Origin of the sequence: Stutzerimonas sp. Brlt_14, assembly GCF_051948915.1 — a bacterium.
GTDB classification, from domain to species: Bacteria; Pseudomonadota; Gammaproteobacteria; order Pseudomonadales; family Pseudomonadaceae; genus Stutzerimonas; species Stutzerimonas stutzeri.
Window position 1 is genome coordinate 1 of the sequence record NZ_JAYJLM010000006.1, and the last position, 15709, is coordinate 15709.

The 15709-nt window shown below is 61.0% G+C and carries 16 protein-coding genes and 1 pseudogene; 8 read left to right on the forward strand and 9 right to left on the reverse strand.

The window, feature by feature from the left end; translation table 11 throughout:
• A pseudogene (locus tag VF716_RS15195) lies at positions 1-198 on the forward strand (hypothetical protein); the annotation flags it as partial.
• 29 nt (positions 199-227) lie between these two features.
• On the opposite strand, the gene tyrS reads toward VF716_RS15195, so the two are convergent.
• Positions 228-1427, reverse strand: a complete 1200-nt coding sequence (gene tyrS / locus VF716_RS15200) for a tyrosine--tRNA ligase (RefSeq protein WP_440552788.1) — start codon at positions 1425-1427, stop codon at positions 228-230.
• A gap of 175 nt (positions 1428-1602) precedes the next feature.
• Here tyrS and VF716_RS15205 point away from each other — a divergent pair, with 175 nt between their 5' ends.
• Together VF716_RS15205 and VF716_RS15210 are read left to right on the forward strand one after the other, a co-directional pair.
• Positions 1603-3012 carry a peptidoglycan DD-metalloendopeptidase family protein gene (locus tag VF716_RS15205; protein ID WP_061373959.1) on the forward strand — a complete coding sequence of 470 codons (1410 nt, stop codon included), beginning with the start codon at positions 1603-1605 and terminating at the stop codon, positions 3010-3012.
• A gap of 2 nt (positions 3013-3014) precedes the next feature.
• Positions 3015-4106 (forward strand): anhydro-N-acetylmuramic acid kinase, encoded by a 1092-nt coding sequence (locus tag VF716_RS15210; RefSeq protein WP_430730986.1) that lies wholly within the window; start codon positions 3015-3017, stop codon positions 4104-4106.
• Between the two features lie 59 nt (positions 4107-4165).
• Here VF716_RS15210 and erpA read toward each other — a convergent pair whose 3' ends face one another.
• Together erpA and argC are read right to left on the reverse strand one after the other, a co-directional pair.
• On the reverse strand, positions 4166-4516 hold the full coding sequence (gene erpA / locus VF716_RS15215) for an iron-sulfur cluster insertion protein ErpA (RefSeq protein ID WP_011911967.1): 351 nt from the start codon (positions 4514-4516) through the stop codon (positions 4166-4168).
• Between the two features lie 113 nt (positions 4517-4629).
• Positions 4630-5664, reverse strand: a complete 1035-nt coding sequence (gene argC / locus VF716_RS15220; RefSeq protein WP_019405631.1) for an N-acetyl-gamma-glutamyl-phosphate reductase — start codon at positions 5662-5664, stop codon at positions 4630-4632.
• A gap of 130 nt (positions 5665-5794) precedes the next feature.
• Here argC and hemJ point away from each other — a divergent pair, with 130 nt between their 5' ends.
• Positions 5795-6223 carry a protoporphyrinogen oxidase HemJ gene (gene hemJ, locus VF716_RS15225; protein ID WP_013981703.1) on the forward strand — a complete coding sequence of 143 codons (429 nt, stop codon included), beginning with the start codon at positions 5795-5797 and terminating at the stop codon, positions 6221-6223.
• A 131-nt stretch (positions 6224-6354) separates the two neighbouring features.
• Complete coding sequence (locus tag VF716_RS15230) at positions 6355-7308, forward strand: DUF805 domain-containing protein (protein ID WP_125881812.1); 954 nt, start codon at positions 6355-6357, stop codon at positions 7306-7308.
• Between the two features lie 9 nt (positions 7309-7317).
• Here the strand turns inward: VF716_RS15230 and VF716_RS15235 are convergent, their stop codons facing one another.
• A complete protein-coding gene (locus VF716_RS15235) occupies positions 7318-8796 on the reverse strand; it encodes an AAA family ATPase (RefSeq protein WP_125881960.1) in 1479 nt (492 codons plus the stop codon).
• 76 nt (positions 8797-8872) lie between these two features.
• Here VF716_RS15235 and VF716_RS15240 point away from each other — a divergent pair, with 76 nt between their 5' ends.
• Both VF716_RS15240 and coq7 read left to right on the forward strand, forming a co-directional pair.
• Entirely contained in the window at positions 8873-9214 is a 342-nt protein-coding gene (locus tag VF716_RS15240; protein WP_014595767.1) for a histidine triad nucleotide-binding protein, read from the forward strand.
• Positions 9215-9280: 66 nt separating this feature from the next.
• Positions 9281-9928: a 2-polyprenyl-3-methyl-6-methoxy-1,4-benzoquinone monooxygenase gene (gene coq7 / locus VF716_RS15245; protein ID WP_017244325.1), complete on the forward strand. Its 648-nt coding sequence runs from the start codon at positions 9281-9283 to the stop codon at positions 9926-9928.
• A gap of 413 nt (positions 9929-10341) precedes the next feature.
• Here coq7 and VF716_RS15250 read toward each other — a convergent pair whose 3' ends face one another.
• A complete protein-coding gene (locus VF716_RS15250) occupies positions 10342-10764 on the reverse strand; it encodes an OsmC family protein (protein WP_013981698.1) in 423 nt (140 codons plus the stop codon).
• A gap of 215 nt (positions 10765-10979) precedes the next feature.
• Here VF716_RS15250 and crp point away from each other — a divergent pair, with 215 nt between their 5' ends.
• A complete protein-coding gene (gene crp / locus VF716_RS15255) occupies positions 10980-11630 on the forward strand; it encodes a cAMP-activated global transcriptional regulator CRP (RefSeq protein WP_020307843.1) in 651 nt (216 codons plus the stop codon).
• 42 nt (positions 11631-11672) lie between these two features.
• Here the strand turns inward: crp and trpC are convergent, their stop codons facing one another.
• From trpC to trpE, 4 genes are read right to left on the reverse strand one after another with little or no spacing between them, the layout of a single operon-like run.
• Positions 11673-12509: an indole-3-glycerol phosphate synthase TrpC gene (gene trpC / locus VF716_RS15260; RefSeq protein ID WP_011911959.1), complete on the reverse strand. Its 837-nt coding sequence runs from the start codon at positions 12507-12509 to the stop codon at positions 11673-11675.
• A complete protein-coding gene (gene trpD / locus VF716_RS15265; RefSeq protein ID WP_011911958.1) occupies positions 12506-13552 on the reverse strand; it encodes an anthranilate phosphoribosyltransferase in 1047 nt (348 codons plus the stop codon). The genes trpC and trpD overlap by 4 nt, the downstream gene beginning before the upstream one ends.
• Positions 13552-14145: an aminodeoxychorismate/anthranilate synthase component II gene (locus tag VF716_RS15270; RefSeq protein WP_011911957.1), complete on the reverse strand. Its 594-nt coding sequence runs from the start codon at positions 14143-14145 to the stop codon at positions 13552-13554. Before VF716_RS15270 ends, trpD begins: the two co-directional genes overlap by 1 nt.
• 2 nt (positions 14146-14147) lie before the next feature.
• Entirely contained in the window at positions 14148-15632 is a 1485-nt protein-coding gene (gene trpE / locus VF716_RS15275; protein WP_020307794.1) for an anthranilate synthase component I, read from the reverse strand.
• Between the last annotated feature and the right edge of the window lie 77 nt (positions 15633-15709).

Genomic DNA, 15709 nt, shown 5'->3' on the forward strand with positions numbered 1-15709 from the left:
ACTGTCAACCACCTCTTTCAACCGCTTTCGATCAATCCGACCGAAGCCACCAACAGGACTCAACCACCACCCTGCCAGCGCGGCGCATTCTACTCGAATCCGCCACCAGTGCAACCCTTTTATTTAGCTAACCTTTTGATTTACAAGAGGTTTTGCTTGAGGACTGCACCGGAAGTGGTGCGCATTATAGGCACCTGAAAACAGCCGTCAACCGTTTATTTCAGTTTTTAACCCGACTTTAGCGAAACGCGAGCGAACGACTTCTTGCCCGCCTGACAGACATGCGTCGCGCCCAGCTCAAACACGAAGTCGCGATCCACGACCTTCCCGTCAACACGCACCCCGCCAGAGCCGAGCAGATCGCGCGCCATGGCAGCGTTCTTAACGAGGCCCGCTTTATTAAGCACAGAGGCAATAGGCATGTCCTGCTCGGAAACCAAGTCAATCTGAGGCAGGTCCTCTGGAAGCTCGCCATCCTTCATTCTATTACCTGCCGAGCGATGAGCCGTCGCAGCGGCCTCGTCACCATGGAATCGCGCAACGATTTCCTCAGCCAACTTGATCTTGATGTCGCGCGGATTGGCACCGCGCGACACGTCGGATCGAAACTCGGCAATCTCCTCCTCAGAGCGGAAGCTAAGCAGCTCGAAATACCGCCACATGAGCGAATCAGGAATCGACACCAGCTTGCTATACATCACTCCAGGCGCTTCCTGGATCCCAACGTAATTCCCAAGGGATTTGGACATCTTCTTGATGCCATCCAGCCCTTCAAGCAACGGCATGGTCACCACGCACTGGGAAGGCTGGCCGTACGCCCGCTGCAGCTCACGCCCCATGAGCAGGTTGAATTTCTGGTCCGTCCCGCCGAGCTCGATATCAGCTTTCAGCGCCACGGAGTCATAGCCTTGAACCAGCGGATACAGGAATTCGTGAATGGAGATCGGTTGGTTGGTCGAGTAACGCTTACTGAAGTCGTCACGCTCGAGCATTCGCGCAACTGTGTACTGGGAAGCCAGGCGAATGAAGTCTGCAGGCGACAGCTGGTCCATCCAGGTAGAGTTGAATGCCACTTCGGTTCTTGCCGGATCCAGAATCTTGAACACCTGAGCCTTGTAGGTCTCGGCGTTCTCCAGCACCTGATCGCGCGTCAGCGGCGGCCTTGTGGCACTTTTGCCACTTGGGTCACCAATCATCCCGGTGAAATCACCTATAAGGAAGACTACCTGATGCCCGAGCTCCTGAAGCTGGCGCATCTTGTTGATCAGCACCGTGTGACCGAGATGAAGGTCGGGAGCCGTCGGATCGAATCCAGCCTTGACGCGCAGCGGCTCGCCTCGCTCAAGCTTGGCAACCAGCTCAGACTCGACGAGCACCTCATCAGCGCCCCTCTTGATCACCGACAACTGCTCTTGAACCGACTTCATGGCAATGCCCCGCACCATCCATTATAAAGGGCGACAACCTTACAATATCGCAGGCCGTTTACAAACCTCGAGGCCTGCACCGGCCGGCAGTTAACTAGCCGCAAGGGTTGCCTCAGCAGGGCTTTGCTTATATTTTAGACAGTTATTTCCCGCACAAAAAAATGCCAGAAGCCCAATGATGCCTTCCAAATCAAAAGCTCCGAACTACCCCAAGAGCCATCTTCTGGCTGCTAGTGGTGTAGCCGCGCTGCTGAGCCTGGCGCTGCTCGTATTCCCATCCCGTGAAGTCGAAGCGAAGAAAACCTTCCTCGACCTCAAGCTCGAGTCCTCCGGACATATCATTGCCGAGCCTGATACCACCGCGCAAAGCCCCGCAGATTCTCCGTTCGCCTACGCTTCCGACATGCAGACATCCGAGCAGGCGAGCAGTGACGAGGGCAAACCAGAAGACCAGACTGGCGAGCCTGTTGCCGAAACCGATCCTCTGGCAAAAAGCGTAGTGGTAGCCAATGGGGATACGCTATCGACCGTATTTGCCAAGGTTGGCCTGTCGCCAGCCGTCATGCATGCAGTCCTGGCGAGCAGTCCGGATGCCAAGCAGCTTTCCCGCCTGAAGATCGGTCAGACGCTCGAATTCCAGCTGACCGAACAAGGTGAGCTGGCGAGCCTGCGAAGCAAGCTCAACAGTCTCGAAACCCTCGCGCTGGAACAAACCCCCAAGGGATACGTATTCAAGAAAGAGCAGGTGAAGCCGGAGGTCAGTACCGTCTACGCCCGCGGCGAGATCGATAGCAGCCTGTTCCTCGCAGCCAAGCGCGCCGGCCTCAGCCACAACCTGACGATGGATCTGGCCAATGTCTTCGGATATGACATCGATTTCGCGCTCGACATCCGCAAGGGCGACAGCTTCGAGGTCATTTATGAAGAGAAGACTGTGGAAGGTCAGCGCGTAGGTACCGGCAATATCCTGGCTGCCCGCTTCACCAACCGTGGCAAGACCTATTCTGCGGTTCGTTACACCAGCAAGGATGGCACCACCAGCTACTACAACGCCGACGGCACCAGCATGCGCAAAGCGTTTATCCGTACGCCGGTGGACTTCGCCAGAATCAGCTCGCGCTTCTCCAATGGCCGCAAGCATCCCATTCTGAACAAGATTCGTGCACACAAAGGTGTGGATTACGCCGCTCCACACGGCACGCCGATCAAGAGCGCGGGAGATGGCAAGGTCCTGCTGGCAGGCCGCAAGGGGGGCTACGGCAATACCGTGATCATCCAGCACGGCCAGCGCTATCGGACCCTTTACGCGCACATGCAGGGCTTCGCCAAAGGCGTACGCAACGGTTCCACCGTGAAGCAGGGCCAGATCATCGGGTATATCGGGACCACCGGCCTTTCCACCGGACCGCACCTGCATTACGAGTTCCAGGTAGACGGTGTCCACGTCGACCCACTCGGACTGAAACTGCCAATGGCCGACCCGATCGCCAAGAGCGAGATGCCACGTTTCATGCAGCAGAGCCAACCCCTGATGGCGCGCATGGATGAAGAAAGGGCCACCATGCTGGCCCTCAACCGGCAGTAATCGTGCCCCTCTATCTGGGAGTGATGTCTGGCACCAGCCTGGATGGTGTGGACCTCGCTCTTGTAGAGCAGACCGACCACACTTGCCTGCTTGCCACCCGCTACCAGGCGATGCCTGACCAGCTCCGCCAGGAGCTGTTGGCGTTGTGCTCATCCTCTGGGGATGAACTGGCGCGGGCGGCCATAGCGGAGCAGCATTGGGCGAAGCTGGTGGCCGGCATGGCCAACCAGCTACTCGCCGAGCAGCACCTCTCGCCCGAATCCGTACGCGCCATCGGCAGCCACGGCCAAACGGTGCGTCACGAACCCCAGCGCGGTTTCACCATTCAGATCGGCAATCCAGCGCTGCTGGCAGAGCTGACCGGCATCACCGTCGTCAGCGACTTCCGCCGTCGCGATGTGGCCGCTGGCGGCCAGGGCGCGCCGCTTGTGCCGGCCTTCCATGAGTCGGTCTTTGGCAGGGCTGATCGAGTGCGCGCGGTGCTCAACATCGGCGGCTTCAGTAATCTCAGTCTTCTATGTCCCGGTAAGCCCGCCCATGGTTTCGACTGCGGCCCGGGCAATGCCCTGATGGATGCGTGGATTCAGCGCCACTTGAGCCAACCGTACGACCGTAACGGCGACTGGGCGGCCAGAGGCACGACAGACCAAGGCCTGCTTGACGACATGCTGCGCGACAGCTTCTTCACGACCCGTGGGCCGAAGAGCACCGGGCGCGAGCGATTCAATCTCGAATGGCTGGAAAGAATGCTGGCAGGACGCGAGCACCTGCAGCCCGAAGCAGTACAGGCAACACTGCTCGAGCTAACCGCCAGAAGCATTGCCGAATCACTTGTTGGGAGCCAACCCGATACCCAGGACCTGCTCGTTTGCGGCGGCGGCGCGCATAACCTGGCGCTGATGCGGCGTTTACAAGCGCTACTCCCCGCCATAGATGTCAGGAGCACGGACGGCGAAGGCGTGCCGCCGGATTGGGTGGAAGCGATGGCGTTCGCCTGGCTCGCGCATTGCTGCCTGGAGCGCATCCCTGCCAACCGCCCCAGCGTGACCGGGGCAAGAGGCGAGCGCATCCTCGGCGCCATCTATCCCGCATAGCAAGCCGCGTAAACAAAAACGCCGCGCATAAGCACGGCGTTTTTCGGTTCAACGATGGGTCAGATTGAAAACGACTGTCCGCAACCGCAGGTGGTCGTGGCGTTCGGATTCTTGATGACAAAGCGCGAGCCTTCCAGACCTTCCTGATAGTCAACCTCAGCACCTGCCAGGTACTGATAGCTCATCGGGTCCACCACGAGACTGACGCCCTCGCGCTCGATAACCGTATCGTCATCGGCCACATCCTCATCGAACGTGAAGCCATACTGGAAACCCGAGCACCCGCCACCCGTGACGAAGACGCGCAGCTTCAGGCGCGGATTGCCTTCCTCATCGACGAGGCTCTTCACCTTGCTCGCAGCCCCCTGACTGAACTGGATGGCGGTGGGCGTGAAGGATTCGACACTCATTGGGTTCTCCTGGCGTGAAACGCCCTACTGCGTTGACGTTGCATTATCGGCTTGCCTGACAAAACCGGTCAACTATTCACCATTGCCCGGTCGAGCTACGTCATGCGACTCCATCACGGCAGCAGCGCCGCATTGCCCAGCCCCATGCGCTCGTCCAGATCAAAAAGGATGTTCATGTTCTGGACGGCCTGACCAGAGGCACCCTTCACCAGATTGTCGATGACCGACAGGATCACGACCAGATCGCCACCCTGAGGGCGGTGCACAGCGATACGGCAGACGTTGGCGCCACGCACGCTACGGGTCTCAGGGTGGCTGCCCGCGGGCATGACGTCCACAAAAGGCTCATCGGCATAGCGCTGCTCGTACAGGCGCTGCAGATCCACCGAAGTATCCGCAACCGTAGCGTACAGTGTCGCATGGATGCCGCGAATCATCGGGGTCAGATGCGGGACGAAGGTCAGGCCAATGTCACCCCGAGCCGCTCGGCGCAGCCCTTGGCTGATTTCAGGCAGGTGACGGTGCCCTTTGACGGCGTAGGCCATCATGCTTTCGCCAGCCTCGGTGAACAGCGATCCGATCTTTGCGGCGCGTCCGGCACCACTGACACCGGACTTGCAGTCGGCGATCAAGCGCGACGCATCGGCCAGTCCGCTCTCCAGCAAAGGCAGAAAACCCAACTGGGTCGCGGTTGGATAGCAGCCAGGTACCGCGATCAGGCGAGCCGTCCTGATCTGATCGCGATTGACCTCCGGCAGGCCGTAAACCGCTTCGGGCAGCAACTCGGGAGCGCCATGAGCCTGACCGTACCACTTGGCCCACTCATCGGCATCCTGCAATCGGAAATCAGCCGACAGGTCGATCACCCGCGTTCCCGCAGCCAGCAGCTCTCCGGCCAGTGCGTGAGCAACACCATGCGGCGTGGCGAAGAACACGACATCGCAGGCGCCCAGCGTGGCTGCATCGGGCACGCTGAATGCGAGGCCATCGTAATGCCCGCGCAGGTTCGGGAACATGTCGGTGACCTTCACTCCATCCTCAGAGCGGGAGGTGATCACCACCACTTCGGCCTGCGGATGCTGAGCGAGCAGGCGCAGCAATTCGACGCCCGTATAGCCTGTGCCGCCTACGATACCGACCTTGATCATGACCTGCCCTCGAACTGAAAACGTAAAGGCGCGATGATAAAGCTGCTTTGATCGCGGGCCAACCGTCGGGATGACGGGCGCGACCCCAGCCACTACTATCGACGCGTCCGCCTTCGAAGGATTCAATCCGATGCTTTACCTCTGGCTCAAAGCGCTGCACATCATCGCCATCGTTTGCTGGTTTGCCGGCTTGTTCTACCTGCCGCGCCTGTTCGTCTATCACGCGATGAGTGACGATCAACCTAGCCGGGAACGCTTCAAGATCATGGAAAGGAAGCTGTACCGCGGCATCATGCTGCCGTCGATGATCGCCACCCTGGTTTTCGGAGTATGGATGGTCATGCTCAACCCCGGATTGTTCAGCACCGGAGGATGGCTCCACGCGAAGCTGACCCTGGTGCTTCTGCTGATCGGCTATCACCACATGTGCGGTGCGCAGATGAAGCGCTTTGCACGTGACGAGAACATGCGGGGCCACGTTTTCTATCGCTGGTTCAACGAGATTCCCGTGCTCTTTCTGATCGCCATCGTCATTCTGGTGGTCATCAAGCCGTTCTGAAAGCTCCGATCAATGCCGGCCCGGCGGCCGGCTTTGTGGCATACAGCTCGAAGTCTTGGCTGAACCGTGTTGTTTCCGCTGAGCAAGCTCTCTACTCTTGCCCCACCACCCATCTGTGACACGGACGCCACATGCAAGAAGCTCAATTCAGGATTGTCTTCAACGGCGAATTGATGCCAGACATGCCTCTCGAGGCAGTGAAGACCAATCTCGCAGCGCTATTCAAGACCGACCTCGGCAAGGTGGAACGCCTGTTCAGTGGCGAGGCTGCCATCATCAAGAGCAAGCTCAGCAGCAATGAGGCCGACAAGTACCTCGGCGCGCTGCACCGGGCGGGGGCCAGGGCATACAAGGAGCCCGAGCGCATAGCGCCCTCGTTGAGTCTGGTCCAGACCGAGGAAGAACTGGCTGCTGCACGCGTTCATGAGCCCAGCGCCGCTCCGATGACCTGCCCCAAATGCGGCCACGTGCAAAGCCAGTCCAGCGAATGCAGCGCCTGCGGCATCATCATCGACAAGTACCTCGCACGCCAGGCCCAGCTGCGCGAGGAGATCAAGCCTCGCAGCGCAAGCGCAGGGCCTTCCCCGTACGCGCCTCCCTCGTCCCTCGTAGGCGAGGTCATGCCGATACACGGGGAACTCAAGCCCTTCTCCGTCAGCGGACGGATCGGTCGACTTCGCTATCTGGCCTGGTCACTGGTCGTCGTGCTCGCGTCAGCGGGGCTGTTCGGCATCGCCGGGATCATCATGGCCATCTCCAGCATTGCCGGCGTGATCTGCATGGGCCTGATCTTCATCGGCATGCTGGTGGTCAACGTACAGATCGGCGTGCAGCGCCTGCACGATTTTGGTTGGTCTGGCTGGCTGCTCCTGCTGAACCTGGTGCCAGTCGTCGGCACGATCTTCCCCTTCGTCATGATGCTCGTGCCGGGAAGCAAAGACGTCAATCGATACGGCTCGCCACCGCCCCCCAACAGCCTGTCGGTAAAGATACTCGCGACCCTCTGGCTGCTGGTCATCCTGATTGGCGTCGCGGCAGCATTGACCGTGCCGACGCTGGTCGATCTGCGCCAGAGTGCCTTCTGAGGTCAGCAGTCAATCAGCACGCACCGTACGGCCCTGCGCCCAGGCACGCAGGGCCGATAGATGCTCGGACATGACCACCGACAGTGGCGCGGTCGCTCGCAGGCTTTCGAGCAGCATCGCCTGATCGACCGGTCTTTGCTGGGCTTGGGCGGCATAGACGGCGCTGACCACCACCTGCTCGATTTCCGCACCAGAGAATCCTTCACTGGCCTCGGCTAGCGCCATGAGCCCGAGACCGTCCGGCTCCATTTCACGGCGAGCAAGGTGAATTCGGAAGATCTCCGCGCGCGTCGCCAGGTCGGGCAGGTCGACGAAGAACAGCTCGTCAAAGCGCCCTTTGCGCAGCAGCTCAGGCGGCAGCCGATCGATCGCGTTCGCCGTGGCCACCATGAACACCGGGGCGGTGCGCTCAGCCATCCAGGTCAGCAACGTCCCCAATACCCGCTGGCTGACACCGCCGTCCATGTCGCCGGTTGCCAGGCCTTTCTCGATCTCGTCCATCCACAGCACACAAGGCGCCATCTGTTCGGCCAGTGCCAGAGCCTCCCGCAGATTGCGCTCGGTTTCGCCGAAGTACTTGTTGTACAGGCACGCGAAGTCAAGGCGCAGCAGGGGCAGCCCCCATAAACCGGCAACCGCCTTCGCAGCGAGGCTCTTGCCACCACCCTGGACCCCGACCAGCATCACTCCGCGTGGCAGGTCGTCACCCTGACCGCCGAGGAATGCGCCCTGACGCTCAGCCAGCCAGCGCTTGAAATTCGCCAGCCCTCCGACTTCCGCAAAGCGCGCGGTTTCGTATTCGAAGCCCAGCACGCCGTCGAGATCCAGCAGCCGGAACTTGGCCCGGTTGAGTTCGGGCAGGTCATCTTGCGTGATGGCGCCGTCATCGCAGATGACATTGCGCGCGAGGGCTCGCGCCTCGGCGTGACTCAGGCCGCGCAGATTCTTCACGACCTGCTGCAGGGTCCGATTGTCGGTGCGAACCCTCGCCCCTCGATTGCGCTCGCTCCAGCGAGTGGCTTCCTCACGAACGATCGTAAGCAGCTCCTCTTCGGCAGGCAACGACAGGCTGAATCGTGCAGCGAGGCGTTGCACCTCGGGCGGCAGCTTGAGCGCATGCGACACCAGGACGACGGTGGGCGCCATGGGCGCTTCGCTCAGTGCAATATCCTTGAGCAAGCGCACCAGCTTTGGCTCGTCCAGGTACGGATGCAGATCGCAGAACACATAGAGGTTCGCCCGAACGTCCTGCTTCACCCGCTTGAGCGCCACCTCCGGCGAACAGCTCTCCTCCCCGCCTTGCAGCTCACCCCCGAAACCCAGATGCCGCAGCCCTTCGGTGGCAGACCAGACGTAAAAACCCAGGCCTTGCCGTACGGCCAGCCCCGTCAGGGTTTCGAGCACCCGCCGCTCGTCCCAGGACTCGACCAGCACGAGTTTGACGCGCGATTCGAGCACAAGGCCCAGATCATGGATATCGTTCTTCACCTCACCTCCCTGTGCAGGCTCACCCTGGCTCGATCGCCCTGATACACTGTACGGCCGACGCAATCGGAGAACCGTCATGGATTGCCTGTTTTGCAAGATCGTGGCCGGGGAAATCCCGGCGCGCAAGCTTTATGAGGACGATCAGGTCATTGCCTTCCACGACATTGGCGCTCAGGCTCCCGTCCACTTTCTGGTCATTCCGAAAAAGCACATTGCCACGCTGCATGACTTGAGCGAGAAGGACGACAAGGTGCTCGCCGGGCACATCCTCTTCACGGCGCAGCGCCTGGCCGAAGAACAGGGCTGCCAGGATGGCTTTCGAGTCGTAATGAACTGCAACGACCTTGGCGGGCAGACGGTCTATCACATTCATATGCACGTACTCGGACAACGCCAGATGCACTGGCCGCCCGGCTGACGGCAGCGCAATCCCCGCACCGCGAATGATGCCTTGCTAGCGACCTCATCTTTTTCCGGAGGACATATGCCCAGCCAACGCCACTACTCCCCTGCCGACCGACTGCTCATGCAGGCCGATGCGGCATTACGGACGCTGCTCCCGTTCAGCGGTCAACCCTCGCGCCCTTCGCCGGCACTGCTGAAGACCGAGACGGAGCTCAGCGAGAGTGAAACCCGCCATGTTGCCGGGTTGATGCGCATCAACCACACCGGTGAAGTCTGCGCCCAGGCGCTTTACCAGGGGCAGGCACTGACGGCGCGCCTGCCGCAGGTGCGCCAGGCGATGGAGCAGGCTGCGGATGAGGAGATCGATCATCTGGCCTGGTGTGAGCAGCGCATCCGCCAGCTGGGCAGCCACACCAGTGTGCTCAACCCGATTTTCTATGGCCTGTCCTTCGGCATCGGGGCCTCGGCCGGGTTGATCAGCGACCGCATCAGTCTCGGCTTTGTCGCGGCGACCGAAGACCAGGTCTGCAAGCACCTGGACGATCACCTCGGCCAGTTGCCAGCCGGGGATGAGAAATCCCGAGCCATTCTCGAGCAGATGCGCGAGGACGAAGCAGAGCATTCCACGGCGGCGATCGAAGCCGGCGGGCTGCGCTTCCCGGCACCCGTCAAGTTCGGCATGAGCCTGGTTTCTAAAGTCATGACCAAGGCCACCTACCGCATCTGAATAGGCGAGCGGGCACAAGAAAGGGCGCAGCGGCGCCCTTTCTTGTTTATGTCGAACCTCTGATACGCCGGGCATGTATCCGCGAAGACACAATTGAATTCATGCTCGATGCGATGTGTTCGTTCCCTCGATCCGAATGAGCCCGCGCGAAAAGCCGAAGGTGACGATGTTCTATCGAATCTTCGATCAGCAAAGAGTGCCTTCAGCGGCAAGATCACGGCAATTTCGAGATATTTGCACTTGTGATCGATCACATCGCTAAGAATCTGGTGAGCCATTCGGCGTCGTACGCGTCGTCCATGCGTTGTACATACGCCAGTTGATCTCAGACGTCTCGGCATGCAGAGCCGTATATATCGGAGTGCAATGTCTTGATCAGGTTATTGAGCCAGGCCGGACCTGTACGGCCACGATCAGTCCAGTTCGACGATTTCGTAGGCATGGGTGATCTCGACGCCAGCTCTACCGAGCATGATGGAAGCGGAGCAGTACTTCTCGGCCGACAGCTCGACGGCGCGCTTGACCTGAGCCTCCTTCAGCCCGCGACCCTTGACGACGAAACGCAGATGGATACGGGTAAATACCTTGGGGTCTTCCGAAGCGCGTTCGGCCTCTACGAAGGCTTCGCAACTATCGACCGCCTGCCGCGACTTTTTCAGGATGCTGACCACGTCGAAATTGCTGCAGCCACCCAGGCCGAGCAGCAGCATCTCCATGGGCCGTACACCGAGGTTTCGCCCACCGTTCTCGGGTGGCCCGTCCATGACAACGACATGACCGCTTCCGGACTCACCCAGGAACATTGCGCCATCGACCCATTGAATGCGCGCTTTCATCGCCAACTCCATAAAGACCAGAACAAATAGCTTAACATGGGCCTTCCAGTCGTCAGCGACAACACACACGACTAAAGGTGCGTTGACCCGCACGTTTCCGGTGTCGCAACTTTGCTCTCGGACTACCTTCGTCGTTAAGCTGACGAAAGCTGAATCATAGTCACAAATAACAATAACCAATCAGTCTTTCAAATACTTATCCGGGACCCCACAGCATGGTAGCTATCTCACTCACGCCCAAGATCAAGATAAAGAATATCGACAAGTTGCTCGCGCACTGCCATAGACGGCGGTACACGGCAAAAAGCACGATCATTTACGCTGGCGACCGTTGCGAGTCGCTTTTTTTCATCGTCAAAGGCTCGGTCACCATCCTTATCGAGGATGATGACGGCCGCGAGATGATCATCGCTTACCTGAACGCGGGCGACTTTTTCGGAGAGATGGGGCTTTTCGAAAAGGAAGGTTCGGACAAGGAACGTAGCGCCTGGGTCCGCGCAAAAACCGAGTGCGAAGTGGCCGAGCTGAGCTACGCGAAATTCCGCGAGCTGACCCAGCAGGATCCGGACATTCTCTATGCCCTCGGCAGCCAGATGGCCGAACGCCTGCGCAACACCACGCGCAAGGTCGGAGACCTGGCCTTTCTCGACGTTACCGGCCGCGTCGCGCGTACGCTGCTGGATCTGTGCAAGCAGCCCGACGCGATGACCCATCCGGACGGCATGCAGATCAAGATCACCCGTCAGGAAATCGGTCGCATTGTTGGTTGCTCCCGCGAAATGGTCGGCCGCGTGCTGAAGAGCCTGGAGTCGCAGGGTCTCGTCTACGTCAAAGGCAAGACCATGGTGGTGTTCGGCACCCGCTGACCCGCCAGGCTCGCCGCCTGTCCGCGTCACGCGGGCAGGCGGTCATTCCGGATCGGCGACCACACCGCGGCTTCGAGCCCGGTCGGGAAAGAACAGTCGCTGCAACTCGACGCCCGGCTGCTCGGCGCGCATGAAAGCCTCGCCTACCAGAAACGCGTAGACCTGATTGATTTCCATCAGCTCGACGTCAGCCCGATTAAGAATCCCGCTCTCGGTAATCACCAGACGATCCTTCGGCACCCGCGGCAGCAGGTCCAGCGTGGTCTCCAGACTGACCTCGAACGTGTGCAGGTTGCGGTTGTTGATGCCGACCAGCGGAGTCTCCAGGCGCAGCGCCCGCTCCAGTTCGTCGCCATCGTGCACCTCGACCAGAACGTCCAGGCCGTGAGCCTTGGCCACCGCCGCCAGCTCATGCATCCGCGCATCGTCCAATGCCGCAACGATCAGCAGGATGCAGTCGGCGCCAAGTGCGCGCGCCTCGACCACCTGATAGGGATCGATCATGAAGTCCTTGCGAATCACCGGCAGCGAGCAGGCCGCACGGGCTTGCTGCAGATAGGCATCGGCACCCTGGAAGAAATCGATGTCGGTCAGCACCGACAGACAGGCAGCTCCGCCGGCCTCGTAACCGGCCGCGATCTCGGCAGGCAGGAACGGGTCGCGAATGACGCCCTTGCTCGGCGAGGCCTTCTTCACTTCGGCGATCACCGCTGGCTCCTTGGCGTTCACGCGCTGCTCGAGCGCCGCCGCGAAGCCGCGCACCGGGTCGGCGATCGCGGCCTGCTGCTCCAGCTCTGCCAGGCCGATTCGACGGCTGCGCTCGGCAACCTCCTCGAGCTTGCGCGCGATGATCTTCTCCAGCACGGTCGGCACACTCATTTCTGATTCTCCTGCTTGAACACCGCGGTGAAGGACACCAGCTCTTCCAGCTTGTCGCGGGCGATACCCGAGCACAGCGCGTCATGGGCCATTTCCACGCCCTGTTTCAGCGTGGTCGCCACATCGGCGGCATAAAGCGCGGCCCCGGCGTTAAGCACGATCATGTCGGCAGCCTTCTGCCCGTTCTCGCTCTTGCGCCGGCCCAGCGCATCCCGGATCAGTGCCAGCGAGCCCTGGGCGTCCTCGACATTGAGGCCGATCAGGCTCTGACTCTTGATACCGAAATCCTCGGGCTGGATGCTGTACTCACGGATCTCGCCGTCCTTCAGCTCGGCGACATGAGTCGGCGCCGCCAGGCTGATCTCGTCCAGCCCATCCTGCGCGTGCACCACCAGCACATGCTTGCTGCCCAGCCGAGACAACACTTCGGCCATCGGCCGGCACAACGCCTTGCTGAACACGCCGAGCACCTGATGCCGGACACCCGCCGGGTTCGCCATCGGCCCGAGGATGTTGAACAGGGTACGCAACCCGAGTTCGCGGCGAGGCCCGGCCGCGTACTTCATGGCGCCATGATGGGCCGGTGCGAACATGAAACCGACACCGACGGTATCGACACTGCGCGCCACCTGCTCGGGCGTCAGGTCGAGGAAGACCCCGGCCGCCTCGAGCAGATCGGCACTGCCGCTCTTGCCGGATACCGCACGATTGCCGTGCTTGGCCACCTTGCCGCCAGCAGCCGCAACAACGAACGAGGCAGCGGTGGACACGTTGAAGATGTTCATCCCGTCGCCACCGGTGCCACAGGTGTCGACCAGCTTGTCGGTGTCGAAACGCACCGGAGCGGCCAACTCGCGCATGACCTGCACGGCGCCGACGATCTCGTCGATGGTTTCGCTCTTCATGCGCATGCCCATGAGGAACGCACCGACCTGCGCGTCTGTGCACTGACCGGTCATGATCTGGCGCATCACCGCCTGCATCTCTTCGGTGGTCAGGTCGAGCTGACCGACGATGCGGTTGAGGGCTTCCTTGATATCCATCAGCGCACACCTCCGGTCTGCTTCAGAAAATTCGCGAACAGCTCATGGCCCTGTTCGGTGAGGATCGACTCGGGGTGGAACTGTACGCCCTCGATGTTCAGCGTCTTGTGTCGCAGCCCCATGATCTCGTCCACCGAACCGTCATCGAACTGAGTCCAGGCGGTGATCTCCAGGCAATCGGGTAGCGTTTCGCGCTTGACCACCAGCGAGTGGTAACGGGTGACGGTCAGCGGATTATTGAGCCCGGCGAACACACCCTGATCATGGTGAAACACCGGACTGGTCTTGCCGTGCATGGCCTGACGGGCGCGCACCACATCGCCACCGAAGGCCTGACCGATGCTCTGGTGGCCGAGGCAGACGCCGAGAATCGGCAACTTGCCGGCGAAATGACGAATCAGCTCCAGCGACACACCGGCCTCGTTCGGCGTGCACGGGCCGGGCGAGACGACGATACGCTCCGGATTCAGCGCTTCGATTTCGGCTACGCTCAGTTCGTCGTTGCGCACCACTTTGACGTCAGCGCCCAGCTCGCCGAGGTACTGCACGACGTTGTAGGTAAAGGAATCGTAGTTATCCAACATCAGCAGCATGATCAGTTCTCCTGCTCGTCGCGCTCGGCGAGGGCTACCGCGCGGAACATGGCGCGGCGCTTGTTCAGCGTCTCTTCCCATTCAAGGGCCGGCTGCGAGTCGGCAACGATGCCGGCACCGGCCTGCACATGCAGCTCGCCGTCCTTGATCACCGCGGTACGGATGGCGATGGCGGTATCCATGTTGCCGTTCCAGGCGAGATAGCCGACGGCGCCGCCGTACACACCACGCTTGACCGGCTCGAGCTCGTCGATGATTTCCATGGCGCGAATCTTCGGTGCACCCGAGAGCGTGCCGGCCGGCAGGATCGCGCGCAGCGCGTCCATCGCCGTCAGGGGCGCCTTGAGCTGGCCGGTGACGTTGGAAACGATGTGCATGACATTCGAATAGCGCTCGATGACCATCTTCTCGGTCAGCCGCACCGTGCCTGTCTGGGCGACACGACCGACGTCGTTGCGCCCCAGGTCGATCAGCATCAGGTGTTCGGCGAGCTCCTTGGCATCGCTGAGCAGGTCCTGCTCCAGCGCCAGATCAGCTTCTTCGTTGGCGCCGCGTGGACGGGTGCCGGCGATGGGACGGACCGTGACCAGACCTTCCTCGACGCGCACCAGCACTTCCGGCGACGACCCCACCACGTGGAAGTCGCCGAAGTTGAAGAAGTACATGTAGGGCGTCGGGTTGAAGCAGCGCAGTGCGCGGTAGAGATCGATCGGCGCAGCCTTGAACGGGATCGACATGCGCTGGGAAATCACCACCTGCATGCAGTCGCCGGCGAGGATGTAGTCCTTGATGCGATTGACCGCCTGCTCGTAATCCTCGCGGCTGAAGCTGGAGCGGAAGGTCGGTTCGGCACCGTTGCTCCTTTCGAAATCCAGGCCCAGGCGCGGGGTGATCGACTGGCGCAGCTTCGCCCGAAGCGCCTGCAGGCGGGCCTGACCTGCCTCATAGGCTTCCGGCTGCGACGGGTCGACCAGCACGATGCAGTGCAGCTTGCCGGCGAGGTTGTCGAACACGACCACGGCGTCGGAAACCATCAGCAGGATATCCGGTGTGCCCAGCGGATCCGGGTTGGGGCAACTGCCCAGTTTGCGCTCGACATAGCGCACGCTGTCGTAGCCGAAGTAGCCGACCAGCCCGCCGTTGAAGCGCGGCAGTCCTTCGACCGGCGCGACGCGGTAGCGCTGCTGGAAGGACTCGACGAAGGCCAGCGGGTCCTCGACCTCGCAGGCCTCGGTCTCGACGCCATCGGTAGTCACGCTGATGCGGTGGTCCTGCACGCGCAGCACGGTGCGGCACGGCAGGCCGATGATCGAATAGCGCCCCCACTTCTCGCCGCCCTGAACGGATTCGAGCAGATAGGAGTTCGGCGCATCGGCCAGTTTCAGGTACAGCGACAGCGGCGTGTCGAAGTCGGCAAGGGTTTCGAACGACAGGGGGATGCGGTTATGGCCTTCGGCGGCCAAACGCAGGAATTCTTCGCGGGTCATGTCAGCCTCGTGGTCTGAGGAGGGTTCGAACGAACAACGGCAAACGCGCCGGCCTGGCCGGCAGGAAAAAGTCAGGC

Coding starts and splice junctions, on each gene's coding strand:
- argC (WP_019405631.1), bottom strand. CDS start 5,664: ATGATCAAGGTCGGTATCGTAGGCGGCACAGGCTATACGGGCGTCGAA.
- trpE (WP_020307794.1), bottom strand. CDS start 15,632: ATGACCCGCGAAGAATTCCTGCGTTTGGCCGCCGAAGGCCATAACCGC.
- coq7 (WP_017244325.1), top strand. CDS start 9,281: ATGCCCAGCCAACGCCACTACTCCCCTGCCGACCGACTGCTCATGCAG.
- VF716_RS15205 (WP_061373959.1), top strand. CDS start 1,603: ATGATGCCTTCCAAATCAAAAGCTCCGAACTACCCCAAGAGCCATCTT.
- hemJ (WP_013981703.1), top strand. CDS start 5,795: ATGCTTTACCTCTGGCTCAAAGCGCTGCACATCATCGCCATCGTTTGC.
- VF716_RS15230 (WP_125881812.1), top strand. CDS start 6,355: ATGCAAGAAGCTCAATTCAGGATTGTCTTCAACGGCGAATTGATGCCA.
- tyrS (WP_440552788.1), bottom strand. CDS start 1,427: ATGAAGTCGGTTCAAGAGCAGTTGTCGGTGATCAAGAGGGGCGCTGAT.
- erpA (WP_011911967.1), bottom strand. CDS start 4,516: ATGAGTGTCGAATCCTTCACGCCCACCGCCATCCAGTTCAGTCAGGGG.
- crp (WP_020307843.1), top strand. CDS start 10,980: ATGGTAGCTATCTCACTCACGCCCAAGATCAAGATAAAGAATATCGAC.
- trpC (WP_011911959.1), bottom strand. CDS start 12,509: ATGAGTGTGCCGACCGTGCTGGAGAAGATCATCGCGCGCAAGCTCGAG.
- VF716_RS15270 (WP_011911957.1), bottom strand. CDS start 14,145: ATGCTGCTGATGTTGGATAACTACGATTCCTTTACCTACAACGTCGTG.
- trpD (WP_011911958.1), bottom strand. CDS start 13,552: ATGGATATCAAGGAAGCCCTCAACCGCATCGTCGGTCAGCTCGACCTG.
- VF716_RS15240 (WP_014595767.1), top strand. CDS start 8,873: ATGGATTGCCTGTTTTGCAAGATCGTGGCCGGGGAAATCCCGGCGCGC.
- VF716_RS15250 (WP_013981698.1), bottom strand. CDS start 10,764: ATGAAAGCGCGCATTCAATGGGTCGATGGCGCAATGTTCCTGGGTGAG.